A 22,666-nucleotide genomic window follows, 5' to 3' on the forward strand; every position below is an offset into this window, starting at 1 on the left:
TTGGTAACATCAATTGAAAAACAAATAGTGGCTCTATTGGAAGTGGGAGATAAAAAAGCCATTTCTTTACTCTATGAAAACTATGCTGATGCACTCTATGGTGTTATTAAAAAAGTAATAAAAGACGAAGATACGGCCCAAGATGTCCTTCAAGAAAGTTTTGTAAAAATTTGGCGATATGCTAAAAAATACGATGCCAGCAAGGCCAAATTGTTCACTTGGCTATACAGGATAGCCTATAATACGGCAATAGACAAAGTACGATCTTTAAAGAATAAGACCGGCAAAGACATCCAAATTGAGACCTCTGTCGTATATACATTTACAGCAGATAGCATTAACCAAGACGTTATAGACATAAAAAAACATCTAGGAACGCTTGATGAAAAATATCAAATTGTTTTGAATGCGCTCTTTTTCGAGGGTATGACACAACAAGAAGCCAGTGATGAATTGGATATTCCGCTGGGAACCATAAAATCGAGATTAAAAATTGGATTACGTGAATTGAAAAAGATTTACAATCCGTAAATGATAAAGTCATGAATGAGAAAATAAATACTTTTTTAAGTTCTGGCCTTTTAGAAAAATATCTAATAGGGGCAACCTCTCCTGCTGAAACGGAACAGGTTGAAACTTTTATATCAAAGTACCCCGAGGTACAGAATGCATACAACACCTTGCAGCATAACCTTGAAGTAGTTGCAAAAAGTAATGCCGTTGAAGCTCCCAAAAATATTCTAAACCATATTTTAGAAGAGTTAGACGAAGCTCCAGTCATCAATATGGCAAGCACAAATAAATACAAAAAGTGGTATAAATTAAGTATCGCTGCTTGTTTTGCAGCCTTGCTTTTTGCAGGAACATCAATTTATTACTACGACCAAGCTCAAAAATTAGAAAGTGACACTGTTGTATTTGATGAAGAAATTTGGGATTTACGCGATGATATAGCAGAAAACAGAAAGGCTCTAGATGCTGTTTACAGACAGTTATTAAAACTTAACGACCCAGAAACGGCTAAATACATCATTAATGGTAACGAAAGAGCTAAAGAACTAAAAACGGTAGCCTACATTAATCCTAAGGAGAAGACTTCGATGATAGACGTCGTTTCCTTACCAGAATTACCCGATGAGCAATGCTATCAAATTTGGGCAGAATTACAAGGTAAGATGATTAGTTTGGGCATTTTAAACGAGGCAGATAGACAGCTTATAAATATTCCTTATGCCGAAGATGCTCTTGCGTTAAACATAACTATAGAGCCAAAGGGAGGTAATAAAATCGCATCTCTAGAAAACAAAGTAGCCGAAATTAGTTTACAATAAAAATATAAGTCTAAAAATAAAAAAGCGCTATTCCAACAGTTGGAATAGCGCTTTTTTTTATACCCGTGAGTCTGCCTATTAAAGTATAAAACATTAACTTTGCTCAAAATTATCCTAAATGAAACTTTTCTTAATCACCATAGCTATTTTAGGTCTTGCCATTGCAGGTATAGCTATTAAAATCTGGGCAAAAAAAGACGGTAAATTCGCAGGCACTTGCGCCAGCCAAAACCCCATGCTAAACCAAGAAGGCGAAGCTTGTGGTTTTTGCGGAAAAACACCAGATCAATTTGCAGATTGTAACGAACCTCAACATTCGTAAACATTAATGATTGTACTTGATATTATTTACTATGCGTTTATTGGTATAGTTAGTGTTCAAGTAATATTCCACGTATTCTTTTTCGGGAAATTCTCGTTTTCAAAAGAAAAAAAACAACAGCCAAAAAAAATAGGTGTTTCGGTAATTATCTGCGCAAAAAATGAAGCCGAAAACCTAAAAAGATTCCTTCCTTCAATTGTAGCTCAAAAATATCCAGACTTTGAAATCGTCCTTATTAATGATGCTTCCAGTGATGACACACTCGAGGTTATGGAGGCTTTCGAAAAACAACACGATACAATCAAAATAGTAAACGTTAAGAATGTTGAAGCATTTTGGGGAAACAAGAAGTATGCCCTTACGTTGGGTATTAAAGCCTCTAAGTACGATTATTTATTGTTTACAGATGCCGACTGTAAACCAGTTTCAAAATATTGGATTTATGAGATGACCTCTCATTTTAATAATGAGAAAAGTATCGTACTTGGTTATGGAGCTTACACAAAAATTAAAAAATCGTTCATAAACAAACTAGTACGGTTTGAAACCCTAGTTACAGCTATTCAATATTTTTCGTTTGCCAAATTAGGATTACCCTATATGGGCGTGGGTAGAAACTTAGCTTACACAAAAAAAGAATTCTTTAATGCTAACGGATTTATAAATCACATTCAAGTGCGCTCGGGAGACGATGATCTATTTGTAAACCAAGCAGCAACAAAGCATAATACGGCTATATGCTATACTAAAAATAGTATAACGACTTCCACCCCCAAACTAACCTTTAAAACGTGGTTTAAGCAAAAACGCCGCCACGTTTCTACTGCTAAACACTATAAACTAAAACATAAAATACTACTAACGGTATTTTATTGCAGCACCTTTCTTTTTTGGTTTTTAGGCTGCGTGCTTCTAATCGCTTTATATAAGTGGCCCATAGTCTTGTTATTAGTTTTATCTAGAATCATTATTCAATATATCGTTTATGGCTTTTCAGCTAAAAAACTAAATGAAACCGATGTTTTATGGCTCCTTCCTTTTTGGGAAGTTTTTTTAGTTGTTTCACAATTAGCTATATTTATAAACAATCTTATTTCAAAACCAAACCATTGGAAATAAACGAAGCCATTAAACGGGCCAAAGAAAACGATCAAAAAGCATTCAATTTTTTACTAGATAAGTATTGGGATGATGTTTACGGATTTCAGTTAAAACGTATTGAAAACGAAAATGACGCCGAGGATATCGCTATCCAAACATTTTCTAGAGCTTTTGATAGGATAGAAACTTTCGACCCTTCATTTAAATTCAAAACTTGGCTGATAACCATTTCTAAAAACATTCATATCGATTTACTAAGGAAAGAGAAGAAGTCTATTTCCAACATGCTTTCTAATGATGAAAAATCGGTATTACAAATTTTAGACGAATCGCCTTCGGTAGAAGACAAACTAATTACCGAGCAGAATTTAGCCAAACTTCTTCGCGACATTAAAAAACTAAAACCCCATTACCAAAAGGTTATAAACCTAAGATATTTTCAAGAATTGAGTTATAGAGAAATTTCTAAAGAACTCGATGAACCCATAAACAATGTTAAGGTAAAACTTCTAAGAGCCAAAAAATTATTGGCAGACATTATTAAGAAAAATACACCTAAATGAATCCGCAAACTGTATTTTACAAAGAATCTGGTATTGCCCCACCAATAAACCTATCGCTTTACTTTATTTGTAGTTCTATTGTAATTCTAATTTTTAGTTTCTTTTACAGCCTTATCATTACCTTCTTACCTATAATATATTTCAACTTTTTAATTGTGATTGCCTATGGTTTTATAGTATCTTTTGTAAGTAGAGGGTTTAAAGCCATCTTTAAAATACGAAACAGAAAACTGTCTATAACGGCAACCATAATCCTAGCTGTTTTAGCGGTTTACTTTCAATGGGTTTGTTACCTTTTTATTGTTTCCTTTGAAGACTTCAAACCCGGACTTCTTATTTCAGAATTTGGTTTTTTCATTAACATACTAGGCCGACCAGATTTAGTTATTGAATACATTACAGACATTAACAAAATAGGACTTTGGTCGCTGGGACTTTCCAATCCAATTCCACTTACAGGTATTGCACTGTGGTTAGTTTGGCTAGCAGAAGCCGCCATTACTATTTATGTGTCATGGAACAATTTTCAAAATTTTAATGAAATTCCTTTTTCCGAAAAGGATAACAAATGGTTTAAAAAAGAAACTCTAGATTTTGATTTTGAACGTATTCCGTTTAAAAAAAACTTTATCGAAGACTTTACTGGCAATCCATCAGATACACTTATAAACCTCGGGAAAGGTGATGGCCTAAGGCATGCTAAAGTCTCTATTTTTAGCTCTGACACAGAACCTAAAAGCCTTATTACAGTTGATAATATAGTAGTTACCCAAAGAGGAAAAGGAAAAAGAGACGTTACCAAAGTTTTGGAATATTGTTATGTTGACAATATGCACTTAATGAAGATTAAAGACAATTTCAGAATAAAAAAATCATCCCTCTTTGATTACTAAAATTAAAAACCTAGGCCCAGGATTACTGTTTGCCGGGGCGGCCATTGGAGTATCGCATTTAGTACAATCTACCAGAGCTGGAGCCGATTTTGGTTTGGGTTTACTCTGGGCACTATTATTGGCAAACCTGTTTAAGTATCCTTTTTTTCAATACGGCCCCAAATACGCTGCAGCAACAGGTGAAAGTCTATTAGACGGTTACAAAAAATTAGGTAAAGGCGTATTAGCAGCCTATTATATCTTAACGCTTGCCACAATGTTCACCATACAAACGGCGGTTACTATTGTTACTGCGGGATTGGCTTCTTCCCTATTTGGAAACCTTGGTTTTGATGCCGATTTAACCATAAAAATTTGGACCGTTATCATACTCCTAATTTGTTTAATATTACTCCTTGTTGGAAAATACAAACTACTGGATAACCTCATAAAAATCATCATCGTAGTGCTATCGCTAAGTACTATAGCGGCTGTATCAATGGCTTTTTACGGTAACCATTCTGATGTTTCGTTTACTCAAATATTTCCGAAGGAAACTCCCGAAATAATATTCCTAATTGCCTTTATGGGATGGATGCCAGCACCTTTAGATGTTTCGGTTTGGCATTCGCTTTGGGCTGTAGAAAAACATAAAGACACTAAATCGAAAAACCCAAATTCAGCTTTATTCGATTTTAATGTAGGGTATCTAGGCACTGTGTTTTTAGGTGTTTGTTTTGTGCTACTGGGCTGTTTAGTAATGTTTGGTACAGACAAATCTTTTGGAGGCTCGGCAGGTCAATTCGCAAATCAACTCATAGACATGTACACAGGAAGCATTGGAAAATGGGCCAAACCCCTAGTAGCGATTGCTGCATTTACAACGATGTTCAGCACGACATTAACCTGTTTAGATGCCTCTCCTAGAGCTATGAATAAAACCCAAGAACTACTATTAAATAGAAATTACAAACAAGGCTATTTAATTTGGATACTGCTATTGGTAGTAGGTACCATTGGTATATTTTTCTTCTTTGCTTCTGAAATGGCGTTATTAGTAAAAATTGCCACTATACTGTCGTTTATAACAGCGCCATTTTATGCGTTTATTAACTTTAGACTAATCTCCAGCAAACACACCCCTAAAGCATGGCACCCCAATAAATACATGAAAATATTAAGTTGGTCTGGTATCGTTTTTTTAATTGGCTTTAGCATCTGGTATCTTACCACTTTATAAAAAAATCACGTATTTTTGCAATTCATTTTTTTACTATGCAAAAAGAAGCAACATCTAATATATTACCTGAAAGAAAAGCAAAACCAAAATGGTTACGTGTTAAACTTCCAACAGGAAAGAAATATACCGAATTAAGAGGCTTAGTAGACAAATACCAATTGAATACAATTTGCACCTCCGGAAGTTGTCCTAACATGGGAGAATGTTGGGGAGAAGGTACTGCTACATTCATGATTCTTGGTAATATTTGCACACGCTCTTGTGGTTTTTGTGGAGTAAAAACTGGCAGACCAGAATCTGTTGATTGGGATGAACCCGAAAAGGTAGCACGCTCTATAAAAATCATGAAAATAAAACATGCCGTTTTAACAAGTGTAGATAGAGATGATCTTAAGGATATGGGAAGTATCATGTGGGCAGAAACGGTTAAAGCCGTTCGCAGAATGAATCCTGAGACTACACTTGAAACCTTAATACCAGATTTTCAAGGCCTAGAAAAACATATAGATAGAATAGTTGATGTAGCGCCCGAGGTTGTTTCTCATAATATTGAAACTGTACGACGCTTAACCCGAGAGGTTAGAATCCAGGCACAGTATGATCGTAGTATGGGTGTTTTAAAATATTTAAAGCAGGCCGGACAAAGACGCACAAAATCTGGAATAATGCTTGGACTTGGTGAAACTCGTGAAGAAGTCATTGAAACCCTTCATGACTTAAAGGATAACGATGTAGATGTTGTTACCATAGGGCAATATCTTCAACCTAGTAAAAAACATCTTCCTGTTAAAAAATTTATTGATCCGGACCAATTCAAGGAATTTGAAGAAATTGGTAAATCGCTAGGATTTCGTCATGTAGAAAGTAGCGCTTTAGTACGCTCGTCTTATAGAGCACAGAAACATATTCACTAAAATGACCACTGTTGCAATAAACGGCTTTGGTCGTATAGGCCGTCGTGTTTTTAGATTACTCCAAGAATATAAAAACATAAAAGTAGTGGCTATTAATGATTTAGCCGATGCTAAAACCTTAGCCCACCTTCTTAAATACGATAGTGTTCATGGCCTTTTTAATGGTCATATTTCTTCAGATGAAAGCCACATCATCATTAATAATGAAAACGTTCCCCTACTAAGAGAAACTCATCCTAAAACTATTGATTGGTCTCCCTATAATGTAGATTTCGTTATTGAATCTACAGGAAAATTTAAAAGTACTTCAGAATTAAATTATCATGTAAAAAACGGAGCTAAAAAAGTAATTTTAAGTGTCCCTTCTATCGAAGATGACATTAAAACTATTGTTTTGGGTGTTAACGATGATAGCCTTGACGGTTCTGAAACTATTATCTCTAATGCGTCCTGTACAACAAACAATGCCGCTCCAATGATTGACATTGTCAACAAACTATGCGGAATAGACCAGGCTTATATAACTACAGTCCACTCCTACACTACCGACCAAAGTTTACACGACCAACCACATAGAGATTTACGGCGATCAAGAGCAGCGAGCCAATCTATTGTTCCTACTACAACAGGTGCTGCTAAGGCATTGACTAAAATTTTCCCAGAACTCTCCAGTGTTATAGGAGGTTGTGGTATTCGGGTTCCTGTCATTAATGGCTCTTTAACAGATATTACCTTTAATGTAAAAGAAACGGTCTCTATTGAAGATATAAACACCGCTTTCAAAAAAGCTGCTCAGAACGACTACAAAGGTATATTAGAGTATACCGAAGACCCAATAGTTTCCATTGATATTATTGGAAATACACACTCCTGTGTTTTCGATTCACAAATGACCTCTGTAATTGGTAACATGGTAAAAATTATAGGTTGGTACGACAACGAAACTGGCTATTCTCAAAGAATTATAGACTTATTGTGTAATTTGTCGTGAAAAAAGTGTATTTTGTCGATAAAATGATTATATTTGTCGATAATAATTGAGTGATTATGTCCCAAATAAAACAATATACTATTGCATTTATAATGCTTTTAGGCGCTTTAGTCTATTCTCAAAAAAGTATTAGTGATGACCCTGAGTTACTTCAAAATAGTATTAATCATCATATAGAACAATCTCAAATTGAGCTTGAACGATTTAATTATTCCGAATCTCAAAGAAATCTTGATGAAGCCTTAAAGCTTGCTGAGAAAGGTAATAACAAGAAATATCTGGGTATTATATACGGTAGAAAAGGAAAGCTTCAACTTCTTATTGAAGAGGAAGATAATGCCATAAATTCTTTAAACGAGGCCAAGACACTTCAATTAGAAATAAACGATTACAGTAATTTAGCCGAAACCTATAAAACTCTTGGAGAGGTATTTGTTAGCAAGGGCAACTACTACCAGGCTACTAGTTATTTCACCTCAGCAAAAAACCTTTTTGAGCAGGTAGATCTAGATGAGGGGATTGCAGAAACTTTACTTTGTGAAGGTAAAACGTATATACTACTTAACAATTTTAATCAAGCTAGGTCTATTTTAGAGCAAGCTGTTGCTCAAGCTAAAAAAACAGGTTTGCAAAAAACCCAAAGCGAGGGTCTTATCAACCACGCTTTAGTTTACAATAAGCTTGGAGATAACCAAAAAGCTATTGAATTGATAAATGAAGGAATGCAACTTGCAAAGCAGAATAAATTCACTTCTATTTTAAATCAAGCCTATATTATAGCCAGTAACATACATAATAATATTGGCAACTATCAATTGTCTAGAGAGCTATTAAATACTCACTTACAACTTACAGATTCTATAAGGAACTTAACAAGAGTAAGCTCTACAAAAGAACAGGAAACAGAGTTTCTTATTAAAGAAAAGAACGATAGAATCGAAGAACTTGAAGCCCAAGCTAAAGAGGAAGAAGAAGATAATGGGGTAAGAACACTAATTTCTATTTTAAGTGTGGCTCTAATTACCATTCTGTCTCTATTAACACTTTCGCTATATAAGAACAACAACATAAGATTAAAGACCAATAATATGCTTCACAAAAAAAATGGTGAACTTATTATTGCAAAAGAAAAAGCCGAATTAGCTTCAAAAACAAAAGCCAACTTCCTTTCTACCGTAACCCATGAGCTACGAACGCCATTATATGCGGTGACAGGATTAAGTAACATGCTGTTAGAAGAAGACCCCAAACCTTCTCAAATTCAGCATTTAAAATCTTTAAAATTCTCGGGTGATTATTTATTGACCTTCATCAATGATATTCTTCAAATAAATAAAATTGAAGCCAATAAAGTTAACTTAGAGTTAGAACCATTCAACTTAAAAAAGAAGATAAACAATATCATTTTGGCATTAAACAATTCTGCTCAGGATAATAATGTTCAGATTCACTTCGAATACGACCAGCATCTCCCTGAAAACTTTATTGCAGACCAAATAAAAATATCTCAAATCTTAATAAACCTTATAGGTAATTCCATCAAGTTCACCAAAGATGGCGACATATGGATAAGAGTATACCAGATGGAAGTTAAGAAGAAAATGTATACGCTAAGATTTGAAGTTGAAGATAATGGTATTGGTATTAGCCAAGAGAAACAAGAAAAGATGTTTGAAAGTTTCTCTCAAGGATCTATTCAAATTAATAGAAAATATGGAGGTACCGGTTTAGGACTATCTATTGTTAAAGGTTTGATTGATATCCTTAAAGGTGAAATCCATGTAAAAAGTGAATTAGAAAAAGGAACAACTTTCTATTTCGAAATACCTTTAGAAAAAACCAAAGCCAAAGAAGTTAGTACTGAAAAACCATCGTATTTTGATGAGGAGAGTACAGAGTTAGATTTAACCAATGTTAAAATATTAGTGGTCGAAGACAACAAAATCAATCAAATGATTACCAAAAAGATTCTTACTAAAATGAATCTTAAATGTGATATCGTTGATAATGGTACAGATGCGGTGGATAAGATTAAAACTAATGACTACAACATTATTTTAATGGATATCCATATGCCGGGCATTAGTGGTATTGAAGCTACAAAAATTGTTAGGACATTTGATAAAGAACTAACCATTTTCGCACTTACTGCAGTTACTATTGAAGATAAAATGCATGAGTTTGAAGAAGCTGGATTTACTGATATCATTCCGAAGCCTTTTAAACAAGAAGAGTTCGAAAAGAAACTATTTAATGCCTTATCGTCTAAGAAAAATAAATCGGCTACTGCATAGAAGCTATAAAGCGCTTAATCTTTATATCAAAGGCTTTTTCATTATCTAAAGAAACCTTTATTGGCAAATAATATAGTTTTTCCTTTAAAGATTCATATTGCTTTAATCGCATAAAATCTTTTTCTGTAGTTACAATTAAATCTTCCTTTTCTAAATTTTGAATATCATTCTTGGAAAATTCATGATGATCCTTGTAATTCAGATGTTTGTAAATGCATCCTTGAGTGTTTAAAAACTCTAGCATAGGACTTGCATTTGCTATACCTGTAACCAAAGTAAATTCTGGTAGTTCTTCTAGCTTAATGCCTTGACCTTTACAAACTACCTCATCAGAGTATACTATAGAACTAAAAAACACGTCTTGATTGTCCTTGGGCTTAATCCGCTCTAAGTAATCTTGCTTATCGGAGTCACTCAAATTATCGGGGCATTTGGTCACAACAATAACATCGGCTCTTTGGGCTCCACTTCTGGGTTCCCTTAAATCACCTGTTGGTAAAACAATATCATTAAAATAAGGTTTGCTATAAGTGGTTAACAAAATATTGAAACCTGCTTTTACTTTTCTGTGCTGAAAAGCGTCATCAAGCAAAATCACTTCAGGAGATTTTTCTTGACTTAAAAGATTTTTAATACCATTGTTTCTATCAGCATCCACAGAAACCATGATTTCACCTTTAAACTTGTTGTAAAACTGAAAAGGCTCGTCTCCAATAGACTCGGCATTAGAGTTTTCATCGGCCAATTGGAAACCTTGTGTTTTACGTTTATACCCCCTACTTAATGTAGCAACTCTAAAATCGGTTTTAAGTAAATTTATTAAATACTCAATCATAGGCGTTTTGCCAGTACCTCCAACGCTTAAGTTCCCAACACAAATAACAGGAACATCGTATACCGTAGATTTTTTAATGCCAGAATCATATAACTTATTACGTAAACAAGTGACTAAATAATAAGCCGGAACAAATGGAAAAGCGATGTATCTAATAATTTTCATCAAGGCAAAGTAAATATTTTATATTTGTTTAATAATCAAATCGCACAAATAAAATGATTATTCAGGATGTCATTGATCACTTAGAAGAATTAGCGCCTTTGGCTTACGCCGAAGATTTTGATAATGTTGGGCTTTTAGTTGGAGACAAAAAAGAAAAGTTAACAGGTATACTGGTTACTCTGGATACATTGGAGGCTGTTGTAGATGAAGCCATTACTAATAACTGCAATTTAATTATAAGCTTTCATCCTATTATCTTTAAGGGTTTGAAAAAAATCACAGGTAAAACTTATGTTGAACGTGTTATTCTTAAAGCCATTAAACACGGTATTGCCATTTATGCGATACATACTGCCCTTGATAATGCTATTCAAGGAGTCAATGCTATGATTTGCAACAAACTTGGCCTAAAAAACAAAAACATTCTCATACCGCAAGGTGGCACCATAAAAAAGCTAACAACTTATGTTCCCAAACATGAAGCCGAACAATTAAGAAAGGCCTTATTTGCAGCTGGTGCTGGTAATATAGGAAACTACAGCAATTGTAGTTTCAATACAGATGGCCTAGGCACCTATCAGGGCAATGAAGATTCCAACCCTACAATTGGTGAAAAAGGAAAAACACATGAGGAAGAAGAGACTCAAGTTTCAGTTATTTTTGCAAAACATTTAGAGTCTAATATCATAAAGACCCTAATTAAAACACACAGCTATGAAGAGGTAGCATACGAAGTGTTTACTATTGAAAACCGAAACAAAGATATTGGCATGGGTATGATTGGGGAACTTAATACCCCGATGACGGAAGAAGATTTTCTAGCATTTCTTAAATCTACCATGAAAACAGGCTGTATAAGACATTCCTCGTTTTTAAATAAAGAAGTAAAAAAAGTGGCTGTTTTGGGCGGCTCTGGTAGTTTTGCAATAAATGCCGCTAAAGCAAATGGTGCAGACGCTTTTGTTACGGCAGATTTGAAGTATCATGACTTTTTCATGGCCGAAAACAGTATTCTATTAGCAGATATTGGACATTACGAGAGTGAACAGTACACAAAAAACTTAATAGTACAGTATCTTACAAAAAAAATTACTAATTTTGCAGTCGTTTTATCAAACACCAATACCAATCCTGTTAAGTATTTTTAAAGTATGGCTAAAAAGAAAGAAGCAACTGTAGAAGAGCGTTTAAGAGCTTTATACGATTTACAGCTTATAGATTCTCGTATAGATGAAATTAGAAATGTTCGTGGAGAACTTCCATTAGAAGTTCGTGATTTAGAAGATGAAGTTGCCGGATTAAACATTAGACTAGAAAAACTTGTTGCTAGTTTAGAGGTTATCGAGAACGATATCAGTTCTAAAAAGAACCTAATTGAAGAGTCTAAAGCTTTAATAGGAAAATATACAGAGCAACAAAAGAATGTTAGAAATAACAGAGAATACAACTCTTTATCTAAAGAAATCGAGTTCCAAGAATTAGAAATTCAATTAGCTGAAAAGCACATCAAGGAATTTAAAGCCCAAATAGAACAAAAGAAAGAGGTTATTTCTGAAACTAAAGAGCGTTTAAAAGAACGTGAATCTCACCTTAAACACAAAAAGGGTGAACTTGATGCTATTTTAGCTGAAACAGAAAAAGAAGAGCAAGCACTAATCAACAAATCTGATGAATACAAAACTCAAATAGAAGACAGATTAGTTGCTGCTTACGATAGAATTAGAGGAAGCGTAAAAAATGGACTAGCGGTTGTACCAATCGAAAGAGGTGCTTCTGGAGGGTCTTTCTTTACTATTCCACCACAAATACAAGTTGAAATTGCTTCTCGTAAAAAAGTAATTACCGATGAGCATAGTGGTAGAATTTTGGTAGACGCTGTTTTGGCAGAAGAACAAAAAGCAAAAATGGAAAAGTTATTTGCAAAGCTTTAATCCATTTAAATTATATTAAAAAGCCTCCACATTGTGGAGGCTTTTTTGTTTGTTCTTTTTTACGCTTCGTCATTCTGAGTGAAGCAGAAACGTAAGAGTCTATTAAATGGTTATCCATATTTTTATTCGTTCAAACAAACAAAGAGATTATCACGTCGCTGTGCTCCTCATATTGACGACTCTCCTTTATGACCACCTGTTTAGAAACAAAATGAACAACAATAATTTTAAGGTTTTGTATTTTTACACGTCTTACTTTAAAAAATATGCCATGAAAAACATCATATCACTCTTCATTATCGCCCTACTCGTTAGTTGTCATAATTCGGCTCAATCCAAAAAGAAAATGGAAAATGTCGTCAATGCCGAGCCGGTTGAGGTCCCTCTAGAAAACGGTAAAGCAAGAGCATATTTCGCTAGCGGATGTTTCTGGTGCGTTGAAGCTGTTTTCGAAAGCGTTAAAGGCGTGGAAGAATCTATTTCTGGATATTCTGGCGGACATACTAAATCGCCAACCTATGCTGCAAGTAATACAGGACGTACCGGACATGCAGAAGCAGTAGAAATCATCTACGACCCCAATATTGTAAGTTTTTCAATATTAGTCGATGTCTATTTCGCTTCTCAAAACCCACTACAAGTAAACGGACAAGGGCCCGACCACGGCTCACAATATCGCTCAATTATTTTTTATCAAAACGAAGCCCAAAAACAAATTATTCTGGAGAAAAAAACAGCTTTGACAGAAAAACTAAATGCTAAAATAGCTGCTGAAGTTTATCCTTTCCAAAAGTTCTGGATAGCCGAAGATTATCATCAGAATTTTGAGAGACTACACCCAGACCACCCTTACATACAACGTATTTCTATCCCCAGACTTAATAGATTTAAAGCTAAATTCCCCAAAGAATTTCTTAAGGAAGAAACGCATTAAACACGTTTGAAAGACTATTATTACAACAGTTAATCCTGAAGTAGCTTGATTGTATCGGCTAAAATATCAATATGATAATTTATCGATTAAAATTTATTGATTACATATTATACAATCAACAAATTATTGTTTTTGATAATTTATATTCAACTAAAAATCAAATTCTATGATAATAACTGAACAATTATTAAATTTGGTTGAATGACCCTCAAAAACTAATTATGGATAAATCTCAGTTCATCTCACCTTACGATCTACAAAAAGACACATGGGATGAAATGTATACCAATGATTTAAAGTTAAGACAGCAATACGAAACAATCAACAACTACCTCAATAGCACATCTATTGAAGAGCTTTCAAAAAAAGAAGAACTTTCCAAGCAGCTTTTTATAAACGAGGGGGTTACGTTCACTGTTTATAACGACTCAAAAGGTATTGAAAAGATTTTTCCATTCGATATCATTCCTAGGATTATTACCTCTAAAGAATGGAGCAAAATTGAGAGCGGCATAAAACAACGTATAACCGCTTTAAATCTATTTATTAAGGATATTTATAATGAGCAATTTATTTTAAAGGATGGTATAATTCCGCCTGAATTGATCTATAGTTGCCCATACTTTTTGCGTGAAATGAAAGGAGTAGTCCCACCTTTCGATATTTACGTTCATATAACAGGTGTAGACCTTATACGAAACACCGATGGTGAATTTTATGTACTAGAAGACAATCTTAGAACACCTTCTGGAGTAAGTTATATGCTCGAAAATCGTGAAATTTCTAAACGTATTTTTCCCGGTATTTTACCCATGTGCAATGTGCTTTCTGTTTCTAGCTACCCAAATATTCTTTATGAAAATCTAAAATCCTGTAGTCACCAAGATAACCCTAATGTGGTTCTGCTTACGCCAGGGATTTACAATTCTGCGTACTATGAGCATACTACCTTGGCAAGACTTATGGGTATTGAGCTTGTAGAAGGTTCCGATTTGGTTGTAAAGGATCATGTGGTGTACATGAAAACTACTTTCGGACTTAAACGTGTTGATGTTATATACCGAAGAGTTGACGACGACTTTTTAGACCCTATGGAGTTTAACGCCAATAGTGTTTTGGGAGTGGCTGGAATAATGTCGGCCTACAGAAAAGGTAATGTAGTTATAGTTAATGCTCCTGGAACGGGTGTTGCAGACGATAAAGCCGTGTACACCTTTGTTCCCGATATGATAAGGTATTATTTAAACGAAGAACCCATATTAAAAAACATTCAAACCTACCAACTTGGTAAACCTGATGAATTAAAATATGTAAAAAAACATATTAATAAAATGGTTATAAAGAAAACCGATGGTAGTGGCGGTTATGGTATGTTAATGGGACACGAGGCCAGTGAACAGGAAATAAAGGAATATCTTGATAATGTAGATAAAAATCCTGCGGCATTTATAGCGCAACCCATACTTAAACTATCCACCACACCGTGTTTTATAGACGGTCAACTTTCACCAAGATGTGTAGACTTAAGACCATTTGCTGTTTATGGACGAAACGGTATTGAAATATGTCCAGGCGGATTGACCCGAGTGGCACTTAAAAAAGGATCCCTAGTAGTAAACAGCTCTCAAGGTGGCGGTAGTAAAGATACTTGGGTGATAAAATAAAATTTATGCTTAGTAGAGTTGCAAACAATCTTATTTGGATGAACCGCTATATGGAGCGGGGTTATAGTATTTTAAGACTATTAAAAACAAACTATTCTGCACATCAGGATTCTCCTGTGCTTTTCTCTTGGGAACCTATTCTTAAAAACTATGGGGACGAATCTAATTTTCGTTCTGAAAACACCATAGCCTGTTTGGATTATATGATTTTCGATAACAATAACCCCAACGCTATAGTTAACTTGGTTACCCGATCTCGAGAAAATGCACGAAGTGTTCAAGAGCATATTCCAAGAGAAATATGGTTATCCATAAACAGTTACTTTCTCTATCTCAATGACCCAAATACCCAAAAAGAACTTACCCACAGTGACCCAGTAACGTTTTTGGACCAACTTCTAAGATATCAACTTATTTATTATGGCAACATCGATATTACGCAAGAACGCGGACCAGCTTATTACTTTATGGATGTGGGCAAATTTTTAGAACGCGTTATACAAATTTCAGATATAACAAGTATGAAACTAAAGGAAATATCGAAAACATCCGATAGCTTAGAACGTAGTTTTCATTGGAAAAACCTACTGCTATCTGTTGGCGCCTATCAACTTTACTTAAAAAATTACAAATCGGTTTTCACTTCAGACTCCATTATAAAAGTTATTTTTCAAGAACAATTATTTCCAAAATCATTGTACTATTGCATCAATAAATTGAGCAGGCACATTAACCACCTAATTTTAACAAACGAATTGGTTAAAAACGATTTGGAGTTCCTTTTAGGAAAACTGGAAAGCACTATAAAATACACAACCATAGAAAGTATAAACGATCAAGGTCTAGAACAATTTATTGAAAGTATTAAGAGTGACATAAGCAACATTTCACTTAGTATTAACAATGTCTATTTCTCTGCGCAAAGCTAGACACATTTATGGGTTTATTTTACATTAAACATATTACGAGGTACGACTATAGCGGTGCTGTAATTGACGGGGCAAACCAAATTAAACTATACCCCTTTAACAATGAATACCAAAAAGTTAATTCCCAAAAAATAACTATAAACGATAATCCCAACATACAGACTTACAAAGATTTTTATTTTAATACTGTGGGAACCTTTATGCTGGTGAAACCACATAATTTTTTATCAATAGAATCTGATATTGAAGTAAAAACATATCCGGTGCAATTTCCAGAGGATTCTGCTTCACCAAACGAGCAGTGGAAAGTTTTAGAATCCTTAAAAAGCGACACGCAGTTTATTGACTATTTAAAATTTATCACTTTTGATGGCACCCCTGAAATACTTGAATTAATCAATTCCAAGGATAAATCTACCATCACACCCTATAAAGTCGCTTTAGAGTTTTGCGAGTATATTTTCAAGAATTTTAAATACATACAAGGTATTACCAATGTAGATTCTAAACTAGACCATGTTTGGGAGTTAAAGGCGGGTGTTTGTCAGGATTTTACCAATATTTTACTTCAGATGGTTAGAAAAATTGGAATTCCGGCGCGTTATGTTAGTGGTTATATTTGTCCGAGCGACTCCAAAACAAGAGGTGAGGGCGCAACCCATGCTTGGATTGAAATTTACATCCCGTTTTACGGATGGCTAGGTCTAGACCCTACCAACAACCTTATTGCATCAGAATATCACGTTAAATTGGCTGTGGGCAGAAATTATAAGGATTGTGCTCCTTTAAAAGGCGTTTATAAAGGCAATGTAACCGATAGCTTGTTCGTGAAGGTTCATGTAAGTACCAAAAGAACAAACGGTGTGATAGCTATTAGCGAAGACACCGATGCAGAAAAATCCAAAGCACAGGTAAAAACCGATTCAAAAAATAGTTATCGCCAAAATTTAGAATTCATTCAACAGCAACAACAGCAACAGCAATAATAACACGCTAGAGCACCTGACTGTTTTCGGTAAGACTTGCCTTTTCTTCTAATCTTTTTTTCACCACTTCTGTAGCTAATTGGTCCACATAATTTAATAAGTCCATTAATGGCTCACCTTCTTGAATATGGCTCCAAGCGTTATGGATTAGCATTACCCTACGCTTACACTCTATCGTATAAGGATTATTGGAAATAATTTCTGTGATGCCGGGAGTAAAAAAAGTATCGATTAGGTCTTGATTATTTCCAAATACATTAAACGGCCTATGGTTAGTTTTAGGCATGAGTTTAAAATCATAGTCTGTAATGAAATCAAATAAGTCTGTTTTATCTTTGGTATAAAAGTCTGGAATCCCGCCTTTGTCAATATTAAAAATTAAAGCTATAGTGCATGTACTTGTTTCAGTAGAAAACTCGCCAGCGCTCACATACGTAATATCACAAAGCATAAAACTGTAATGCTCTCGGGTACCAAGCACAAAATTTCTTGCGCGTCTTAGTTTAGACAAAATGGAGAACGCACTTAAATACGGTCTAATTAGTGACGGACTTAGGTTAGCTTCAAAGTCTAATTGATTCACCAATGCCATATTTTGGATACGCTGTGCACGTTTCGACAAATCAAAATTGCCATTAACCTGTTGAAAAGGGTTTGTGATTAAGCGTCTCGAAGCCAAATGGTGACTGGATTGAAAATGATGGTTTTCAAAACCTGTTTTAATAAGCTCACCACCTTCTTTTGAAAACTTATTTTGAATACTATTAATATTATTTAAAAACGTGTGGTCAATAAAATGAGCGCCTGCAAAATCTAGAACTATTTTTTTATTCTTTGGCTGTGCATCAATAAGCGTCTTAAACTTAAGATAATTGATGAAAGAAGCCACACCATCAACCTTTATAACCAACCCATTATCACCCGAAAACATTTGTGTCTTTAGACTAAACATTTCTTTAACTCGTACCCCTTGCATCAGTTCCATGACAATTTTTAATGCTATTCCAGAGGCTACACCAACCAATAGGTCGGTCATTAACGTTACAATCAAAGTTGTTAAAAATTGAAGCAACTGATCCAGCCCTATACTTTTAATTTTCTTAAGCTCTTTTGGCGAGGCTAATTTAAATCCGGTGTAAACCAACATGGCCGCCAAAGCCGTGTTTGGGATGGTCTTGATTACAGATGCAGCTAATAAAACAAAAAGAAACAAGAACAGGCCGTGATAAAAATTACTCATGCGTCCTTTGGCTCCAGCATTGATGTTAGCCGAGCTCCTTACAATTTCAGAAATCATAGGCAATCCGCCAATAAAACCTGCAATAGTATTTCCTATACCAACCGCAACCAAATCTTGGTTAAGTTTGGTTTCCCGCCCTTTAGGATCTAAAGCATCGACTGCCTTAGCACTTAAAACAGATTCAATACTACCAACTAAAGCAAACATGATAATGTATTTTACAGAAGAATAGGATAGTAATTGGGAGAAATCTGGAAAAGTAATCCCACTTAAAAAACTATCGGGCAACATCACCAAAAACTGAGATGGATCAATTTCAAAATTTAAAGTACCAATATTATAAGTGTGTTGTTGGGATAAATTAAAAACGAAACCTAAAGGAATTGCAATAAGTAAAGTAAGCAGTGGTGCCGGTAATTTCCGTAATGTGCCATGTTTAAGGTAAGGATGCCCAAAAAGAAACAATAAACTTAAAGTCCCTATAATGGCCACCTTGGGGTTTAAATGCATGATACTATTTGGCACTTCTGCCAACAATGCCATGGGGGATTTCGCCTCTGGCACAACACCTAATATTACATGAATTTGTTTGCTTATAATAATAACACCAATAGCAGCCAACATACCCCTTATCACCGAAATGGGAAACATATCGCCTAACTTTCCAAACTTAGCCAAGCCCATAAAAAGCTGGAGTACTCCAGAAACCACAATTACAGCCAAAGTGAGCTTATAGCCCATAATAGGGTCATCTCCTCCTAGTTCTTCTACAGCACTTATGGCTATTGCAATTAATCCAGCAGCAGGGCCTTTAATGGCCAATGGTGCCTTAGACAAGAAAGTAACAACAAGCCCGCCTATAATAGCTGTATAAATTCCAGCAATTGGTGGAAATCCGCTAGCCTTAGCAATACCTAAACAGAGTGGAAGGGCAATAAGAAAAACTAAAAACCCAGAAATGATATTGGACTTAGTGGCGTTGTGAGTCATTTGCTATAGGGTTTTGTTCTAAGTGCAAAACTCTAAAACTCTATTGGAAACAGAACAGTGATTTTAATTAATATATTTTATAAATATCATAAACTATAGTATATAATACAGGTTTTATAAGCTGCTAAAAGTTGATAATTAGAGACATACCAGCAAAGTATTTTAATGAAATTGTATTAAAAAAAGACATCCATAATTCTAAAAAAGTAATTGCATGCACTTTTTTGTAGGTATATTTAAGATAATTACCCAAACGCTTTTCTAGTAACAGCTTGATTTTGTAAAAATTTTCAACTAATTTCGTTTAACGATACATATAAGACATTAAAACACCGCAAGGCACATGTTAGTTCCAAATCTAAAAAACCTATGAAATGATAAAAAAAATTATTCTAATTTTAATGGTATTCTTTAATTCAGAAATTTATTCTCAAAATAAATCGTATTTTAAGTCTGGGTTCTATAAAGATCTTATTGAATTTGATTTGAGAACAAGTTCATCAAACTCTGATTTCAAAGCTAATAAAATTAAAACCACGTTACACTATCGCTTAAAATATAAATCAGGAAAAAGAATAAAAAGCCCCTTTGCTGTTTCTGATGGGGAAAAACTATATATCAAAACAAAAAGTATTAGTGATAATCTCAGCAATGATTATTGGATTATATTAAGTGATGAAGGATCTGTTTATTCAATAGCTTCTAAAATAAATGACAAGCTGATTTATCTTGAAGAAGAAGAATTAGGAAAAACAATTGCTTTCATCGGAATCGCGACAGCTAAAACCAGAGGGATTATTTACGAACATGAAACAAAAAAATTCACTGTATTGAAAAAAAATTCTGATCTATTTGATTTTTTAAATAGAAACTCTCCTGAATTAATTAGACAATATTGCATAGAAAACAGTAACGATAAAGTTAAAATTGAATTCTTAAGGAAAATAATATCACATATATTCAATCAAACAACATCACCCAGTAAAGTGTTTGAATAATTGATAGATTTAAACTCAAAACATAAACATAGTTCGATTTTGACACTTTTTTTTTCATCCTGAAAATCACTCTCTCAAAATCGTAACCGTTCATTAACTAGCCATTTAAAACACCCCATCAAACCTTAACAGCCTTCAACTCAAAAATTAATGGATAGAGTTTATCCTTAGTTTCGAATAAGCCTTTTTCATTTTCAATTAAATTAGGCAATACGTTATAGGGGCTGGCATGATGCTCTTTTAAATATTCAATGTGCAGCCCGGCTTCGGTTAAAGCCGAGATAATTTCACCCATACCATGATTCCAGCCATACTCCTTACTTATCATACTAGAGTTTTCATCGGCATAGGTACCTTGGTATTCTTCGTAAATGGGTTCATCTTGCATGTAACCATAGGCCATAACAGGTTGCTCTTTTAAATAATCGAACATCCAGACAATAGGATGAAATTCTACCATATAAAATGTACCGCCTTGGGCTAGTCTTTCAGCAATCATTTGTCCCCAAGGCTTTAAATCGGGCAACCACCCTATAACCCCGTAACTTGTAAAAACGATATCGAAAGTTGCTTCAACGAATTTAGAGGTCTCTAAAACATTACAGCACACAAACTGGGCATTAAGTTGCAGTTCATCGTTCAATGCTCTGGCCAGCTTGATACCTTCATCGCTTAAATCTATTCCAGTACACCGTGCTCCCATTCTACTCCAACTTAAAGTGTCCTGTCCAAAATGACATTGCAAATGCAACAACGACTTTCCATTCACATCGCCCAAGGCATCTAATTCATAGGGCATTAACGAGGATTTTCCATTTTTAAAGGCCTCGATATCGTACATTTCACTTTTGGCATGTACTTTCACCTTTTCATTCCAAGTAGATTTATTCGTTTTAAAATAGATGTCGTTTTTACCCATAGCTAAGTTCACTATCTTTACAAAAACTCTAAATTATGAAAAAAGCACTAGTCTGTATTGGTCTTATCGCTGTTTGTTTATCCTGTAAAGACAACCCCAAGAAAACGACTGAAATACCAGAGCCAACGGTGGCCGAGCTTATTGCAGAGGCTCACGGTTATAAACACTGGGATAAGGTTTCTGAAATCCAATTTAGATTTGGTAAAAACCGACTTTGGAATTGGAACCTAACTACCGATGCGATAAAACTCACCACAAAAAAAGATACGATTCAGTATTACAGACGCGCTATAGATAGTGTATCGCAAAAAGCAGACCGGGCGTTTATAAATGACAAATTTTGGCTTTTAATTCCCTTTCAATTGGTTTGGGATGATATCGAGTATACCGTTTCTCCCATGGAGACGGCTCCAATTAGTAAACAACCCATGAGCAAGATGGTTGTCACCTATCCACAGCAAGGCGGATACACTCCTGGAGACGCTTACGATATTTATTTTGATGAAAACTATATTATTAGGGAATGGGTATTTAGAAGAGGTAACAAAAAAGAACCATCTCTCATAAACACTTTTGAAAACTATAAAGATTTCGAGGGTATTAAAATAGCACAAGACCACACAAGAAATAACGGTAAGCCCATGGTAAAGCTATCAGATATTAAGATTACCCTTAAGTAAGTTTGGCACAAGATTTGGTTATAGAATACTAGAAAAATTTTTTAGTTTTTTGTGTAAGCAAAACATCTAAACACCGTCTAAAAGCGTATATATAATAAACAAATATCCCGCATTAGCGTCTCTATATATGAAAAGGGCTTTAACCAATGGTTAAAGCCCTTTTCCTTTGCGTAAATCTCAGTTAGAAATATAATCCTAATTTAAACCAATGTCTATTTAGCCCTTAAAACCTGCTTTGGTATGTGCGCCATCGCAAAAGGGTTTGTTATTAGAGTGACCGCATCTACAAAAAGCTGTGGTGTTTTCTTTTATTTCAGAAGTACCATCCTTATGAGTAATGGTTAACGTACCATGAACCAATAAAGGACCATCCTCTAAAATTTGAGCTTTGGTAGACGAATTCTCGACGGTTTCTTCTTTTTCATTATTCATATAATAGCGTAATGCCCCAGACGGACATTGCTTTACTTGATTAACGATGGTTTCGGTTTTATCCTCGTCTAATTTAATCCATGGCCTAAGTCTGGGACGAAATACTTTGGGAAGTCCTTTGGCACAAATAGCCGAATGAATGCATTTTTCAGCCTCCCAAATTACAGTAACCTCTCCGTTGGTGTATTCTTTTGTCTTTCCCATAGTATTGTGTTTTCATTAAAGTTACAAAAAATATTGTTTTGAAGGCACAAGCGTTTGAGTCTTAATAATATCAATAATTTCTGCTATTAGAGTACTAATTTTCAAGTGGAAAAATTCATACTTTTGTTAGA

22 protein-coding genes are annotated in these 22,666 nt (G+C 34.6%); 18 read left to right on the forward strand and 4 right to left on the reverse strand.

What is annotated here, in order from left to right; all coding sequences use genetic code 11:
* The 10 genes from M0214_RS01515 (at position 1) to M0214_RS01560 (ending at position 9,628) form a co-directional block, all read left to right on the forward strand.
* Positions 1-531 carry an RNA polymerase sigma factor gene (locus tag M0214_RS01515; RefSeq protein ID WP_248723714.1) on the forward strand — a complete coding sequence of 177 codons (531 nt, stop codon included), beginning with the start codon at positions 1-3 and terminating at the stop codon, positions 529-531.
* A gap of 11 nt (positions 532-542) precedes the next feature.
* On the forward strand, positions 543-1,331 hold the full coding sequence (locus M0214_RS01520; RefSeq protein WP_248723715.1) for an anti-sigma factor: 789 nt from the start codon (positions 543-545) through the stop codon (positions 1,329-1,331).
* A 118-nt stretch (positions 1,332-1,449) separates the two neighbouring features.
* Positions 1,450-1,653, forward strand: coding sequence for a membrane or secreted protein (locus M0214_RS01525; RefSeq protein ID WP_248723716.1), 204 nt, complete (start codon positions 1,450-1,452; stop codon positions 1,651-1,653).
* A gap of 6 nt (positions 1,654-1,659) precedes the next feature.
* A complete protein-coding gene (locus M0214_RS01530; protein WP_248723717.1) occupies positions 1,660-2,772 on the forward strand; it encodes a glycosyltransferase in 1,113 nt (370 codons plus the stop codon).
* Positions 2,763-3,317 (forward strand): RNA polymerase sigma factor, encoded by a 555-nt coding sequence (locus M0214_RS01535; protein WP_248723718.1) that lies wholly within the window; start codon positions 2,763-2,765, stop codon positions 3,315-3,317. The genes M0214_RS01530 and M0214_RS01535 overlap by 10 nt, the downstream gene beginning before the upstream one ends.
* Positions 3,314-4,210 carry a hypothetical protein gene (locus M0214_RS01540; RefSeq protein ID WP_248723719.1) on the forward strand — a complete coding sequence of 299 codons (897 nt, stop codon included), beginning with the start codon at positions 3,314-3,316 and terminating at the stop codon, positions 4,208-4,210. Before M0214_RS01535 ends, M0214_RS01540 begins: the two co-directional genes overlap by 4 nt.
* Positions 4,200-5,429 (forward strand): Nramp family divalent metal transporter, encoded by a 1,230-nt coding sequence (locus M0214_RS01545; RefSeq protein WP_248723720.1) that lies wholly within the window; start codon positions 4,200-4,202, stop codon positions 5,427-5,429. Before M0214_RS01540 ends, M0214_RS01545 begins: the two co-directional genes overlap by 11 nt.
* A 35-nt stretch (positions 5,430-5,464) precedes the next feature.
* Positions 5,465-6,343, forward strand: coding sequence for a lipoyl synthase (gene lipA, locus M0214_RS01550; RefSeq protein WP_248723721.1), 879 nt, complete (start codon positions 5,465-5,467; stop codon positions 6,341-6,343).
* 1 nt (position 6,344) lies between these two features.
* Positions 6,345-7,334 (forward strand): type I glyceraldehyde-3-phosphate dehydrogenase, encoded by a 990-nt coding sequence (gene gap, locus M0214_RS01555; protein ID WP_248723722.1) that lies wholly within the window; start codon positions 6,345-6,347, stop codon positions 7,332-7,334.
* Between the two features lie 56 nt (positions 7,335-7,390).
* Positions 7,391-9,628 (forward strand): ATP-binding protein, encoded by a 2,238-nt coding sequence (locus M0214_RS01560; protein WP_248723723.1) that lies wholly within the window; start codon positions 7,391-7,393, stop codon positions 9,626-9,628.
* Here the strand turns inward: M0214_RS01560 and lpxK are convergent.
* The gene (gene lpxK / locus M0214_RS01565; RefSeq protein WP_248723724.1) at positions 9,618-10,628 is read right to left on the reverse strand and encodes a tetraacyldisaccharide 4'-kinase; all 1,011 of its coding nucleotides are present in this window, start codon (positions 10,626-10,628) and stop codon (positions 9,618-9,620) included. The genes M0214_RS01560 and lpxK overlap by 11 nt on opposite strands.
* Positions 10,629-10,681: 53 nt before the next feature.
* Here lpxK and M0214_RS01570 point away from each other — a divergent pair, with 53 nt between their 5' ends.
* From M0214_RS01570 to M0214_RS01595, 6 genes are all read left to right on the forward strand, one after another.
* Positions 10,682-11,776 carry a Nif3-like dinuclear metal center hexameric protein gene (locus M0214_RS01570; protein WP_248723725.1) on the forward strand — a complete coding sequence of 365 codons (1,095 nt, stop codon included), beginning with the start codon at positions 10,682-10,684 and terminating at the stop codon, positions 11,774-11,776.
* Positions 11,777-11,779: 3 nt separating this feature from the next.
* Positions 11,780-12,559 (forward strand): zinc ribbon domain-containing protein, encoded by a 780-nt coding sequence (locus tag M0214_RS01575; RefSeq protein ID WP_248723726.1) that lies wholly within the window; start codon positions 11,780-11,782, stop codon positions 12,557-12,559.
* A gap of 271 nt (positions 12,560-12,830) precedes the next feature.
* Positions 12,831-13,493, forward strand: coding sequence for a peptide-methionine (S)-S-oxide reductase MsrA (gene msrA, locus M0214_RS01580; RefSeq protein ID WP_248723727.1), 663 nt, complete (start codon positions 12,831-12,833; stop codon positions 13,491-13,493).
* Between the two features lie 221 nt (positions 13,494-13,714).
* The gene (locus tag M0214_RS01585; protein ID WP_248723728.1) at positions 13,715-15,157 is read left to right on the forward strand and encodes a circularly permuted type 2 ATP-grasp protein; all 1,443 of its coding nucleotides are present in this window, start codon (positions 13,715-13,717) and stop codon (positions 15,155-15,157) included.
* A 5-nt stretch (positions 15,158-15,162) separates the two neighbouring features.
* On the forward strand, positions 15,163-16,086 hold the full coding sequence (locus M0214_RS01590; protein WP_248723729.1) for an alpha-E domain-containing protein: 924 nt from the start codon (positions 15,163-15,165) through the stop codon (positions 16,084-16,086).
* A gap of 8 nt (positions 16,087-16,094) precedes the next feature.
* The gene (locus tag M0214_RS01595) at positions 16,095-17,072 is read left to right on the forward strand and encodes a transglutaminase family protein (protein WP_248723730.1); all 978 of its coding nucleotides are present in this window, start codon (positions 16,095-16,097) and stop codon (positions 17,070-17,072) included.
* 7 nt (positions 17,073-17,079) lie between these two features.
* Here the strand turns inward: M0214_RS01595 and M0214_RS01600 are convergent, their stop codons facing one another.
* Entirely contained in the window at positions 17,080-19,302 is a 2,223-nt protein-coding gene (locus tag M0214_RS01600; protein ID WP_248723731.1) for a SulP family inorganic anion transporter, read from the reverse strand.
* Between the two features lie 374 nt (positions 19,303-19,676).
* On the opposite strand from M0214_RS01600, the gene M0214_RS01605 reads away from it, so the two are divergent.
* Positions 19,677-20,300 (forward strand): hypothetical protein, encoded by a 624-nt coding sequence (locus M0214_RS01605; protein ID WP_248723732.1) that lies wholly within the window; start codon positions 19,677-19,679, stop codon positions 20,298-20,300.
* Positions 20,301-20,418: 118 nt separating this feature from the next.
* On the opposite strand, the gene M0214_RS01610 is transcribed toward M0214_RS01605, so the two are convergent.
* Positions 20,419-21,219, reverse strand: coding sequence for a class I SAM-dependent methyltransferase (locus M0214_RS01610; protein WP_248723733.1), 801 nt, complete (start codon positions 21,217-21,219; stop codon positions 20,419-20,421).
* Positions 21,220-21,254: 35 nt separating this feature from the next.
* On the opposite strand from M0214_RS01610, the gene M0214_RS01615 reads away from it, so the two are divergent.
* Complete coding sequence (locus tag M0214_RS01615; RefSeq protein WP_248723734.1) at positions 21,255-21,899, forward strand: hypothetical protein; 645 nt, start codon at positions 21,255-21,257, stop codon at positions 21,897-21,899.
* A 216-nt stretch (positions 21,900-22,115) separates the two neighbouring features.
* Here M0214_RS01615 and M0214_RS01620 read toward each other — a convergent pair whose 3' ends face one another.
* Positions 22,116-22,535, reverse strand: a complete 420-nt coding sequence (locus M0214_RS01620) for a (4Fe-4S)-binding protein (protein ID WP_248723735.1) — start codon at positions 22,533-22,535, stop codon at positions 22,116-22,118.
* Positions 22,536-22,666 lie beyond the last annotated feature (131 nt).

Source organism: Seonamhaeicola sp. ML3 (genome assembly GCF_023273855.1).
Lineage (GTDB): Bacteria > Bacteroidota > Bacteroidia > Flavobacteriales > Flavobacteriaceae > Seonamhaeicola.

Coding starts and splice junctions, on each gene's coding strand:
- msrA (WP_248723727.1), top strand. CDS start 12,831: ATGAAAAACATCATATCACTCTTCATTATCGCCCTACTCGTTAGTTGT.
- M0214_RS01600 (WP_248723731.1), bottom strand. CDS start 19,302: ATGACTCACAACGCCACTAAGTCCAATATCATTTCTGGGTTTTTAGTT.
- M0214_RS01520 (WP_248723715.1), top strand. CDS start 543: ATGAATGAGAAAATAAATACTTTTTTAAGTTCTGGCCTTTTAGAAAAA.
- M0214_RS01615 (WP_248723734.1), top strand. CDS start 21,255: ATGAAAAAAGCACTAGTCTGTATTGGTCTTATCGCTGTTTGTTTATCC.
- M0214_RS01610 (WP_248723733.1), bottom strand. CDS start 21,219: ATGGGTAAAAACGACATCTATTTTAAAACGAATAAATCTACTTGGAAT.
- M0214_RS01530 (WP_248723717.1), top strand. CDS start 1,660: ATGATTGTACTTGATATTATTTACTATGCGTTTATTGGTATAGTTAGT.
- M0214_RS01605 (WP_248723732.1), top strand. CDS start 19,677: ATGATAAAAAAAATTATTCTAATTTTAATGGTATTCTTTAATTCAGAA.
- M0214_RS01590 (WP_248723729.1), top strand. CDS start 15,163: ATGCTTAGTAGAGTTGCAAACAATCTTATTTGGATGAACCGCTATATG.
- M0214_RS01540 (WP_248723719.1), top strand. CDS start 3,314: ATGAATCCGCAAACTGTATTTTACAAAGAATCTGGTATTGCCCCACCA.
- lipA (WP_248723721.1), top strand. CDS start 5,465: ATGCAAAAAGAAGCAACATCTAATATATTACCTGAAAGAAAAGCAAAA.
- M0214_RS01525 (WP_248723716.1), top strand. CDS start 1,450: ATGAAACTTTTCTTAATCACCATAGCTATTTTAGGTCTTGCCATTGCA.
- M0214_RS01585 (WP_248723728.1), top strand. CDS start 13,715: ATGGATAAATCTCAGTTCATCTCACCTTACGATCTACAAAAAGACACA.
- M0214_RS01575 (WP_248723726.1), top strand. CDS start 11,780: ATGGCTAAAAAGAAAGAAGCAACTGTAGAAGAGCGTTTAAGAGCTTTA.
- lpxK (WP_248723724.1), bottom strand. CDS start 10,628: ATGAAAATTATTAGATACATCGCTTTTCCATTTGTTCCGGCTTATTAT.
- M0214_RS01570 (WP_248723725.1), top strand. CDS start 10,682: ATGATTATTCAGGATGTCATTGATCACTTAGAAGAATTAGCGCCTTTG.
- M0214_RS01595 (WP_248723730.1), top strand. CDS start 16,095: ATGGGTTTATTTTACATTAAACATATTACGAGGTACGACTATAGCGGT.
- M0214_RS01620 (WP_248723735.1), bottom strand. CDS start 22,535: ATGGGAAAGACAAAAGAATACACCAACGGAGAGGTTACTGTAATTTGG.
- gap (WP_248723722.1), top strand. CDS start 6,345: ATGACCACTGTTGCAATAAACGGCTTTGGTCGTATAGGCCGTCGTGTT.
- M0214_RS01560 (WP_248723723.1), top strand. CDS start 7,391: ATGTCCCAAATAAAACAATATACTATTGCATTTATAATGCTTTTAGGC.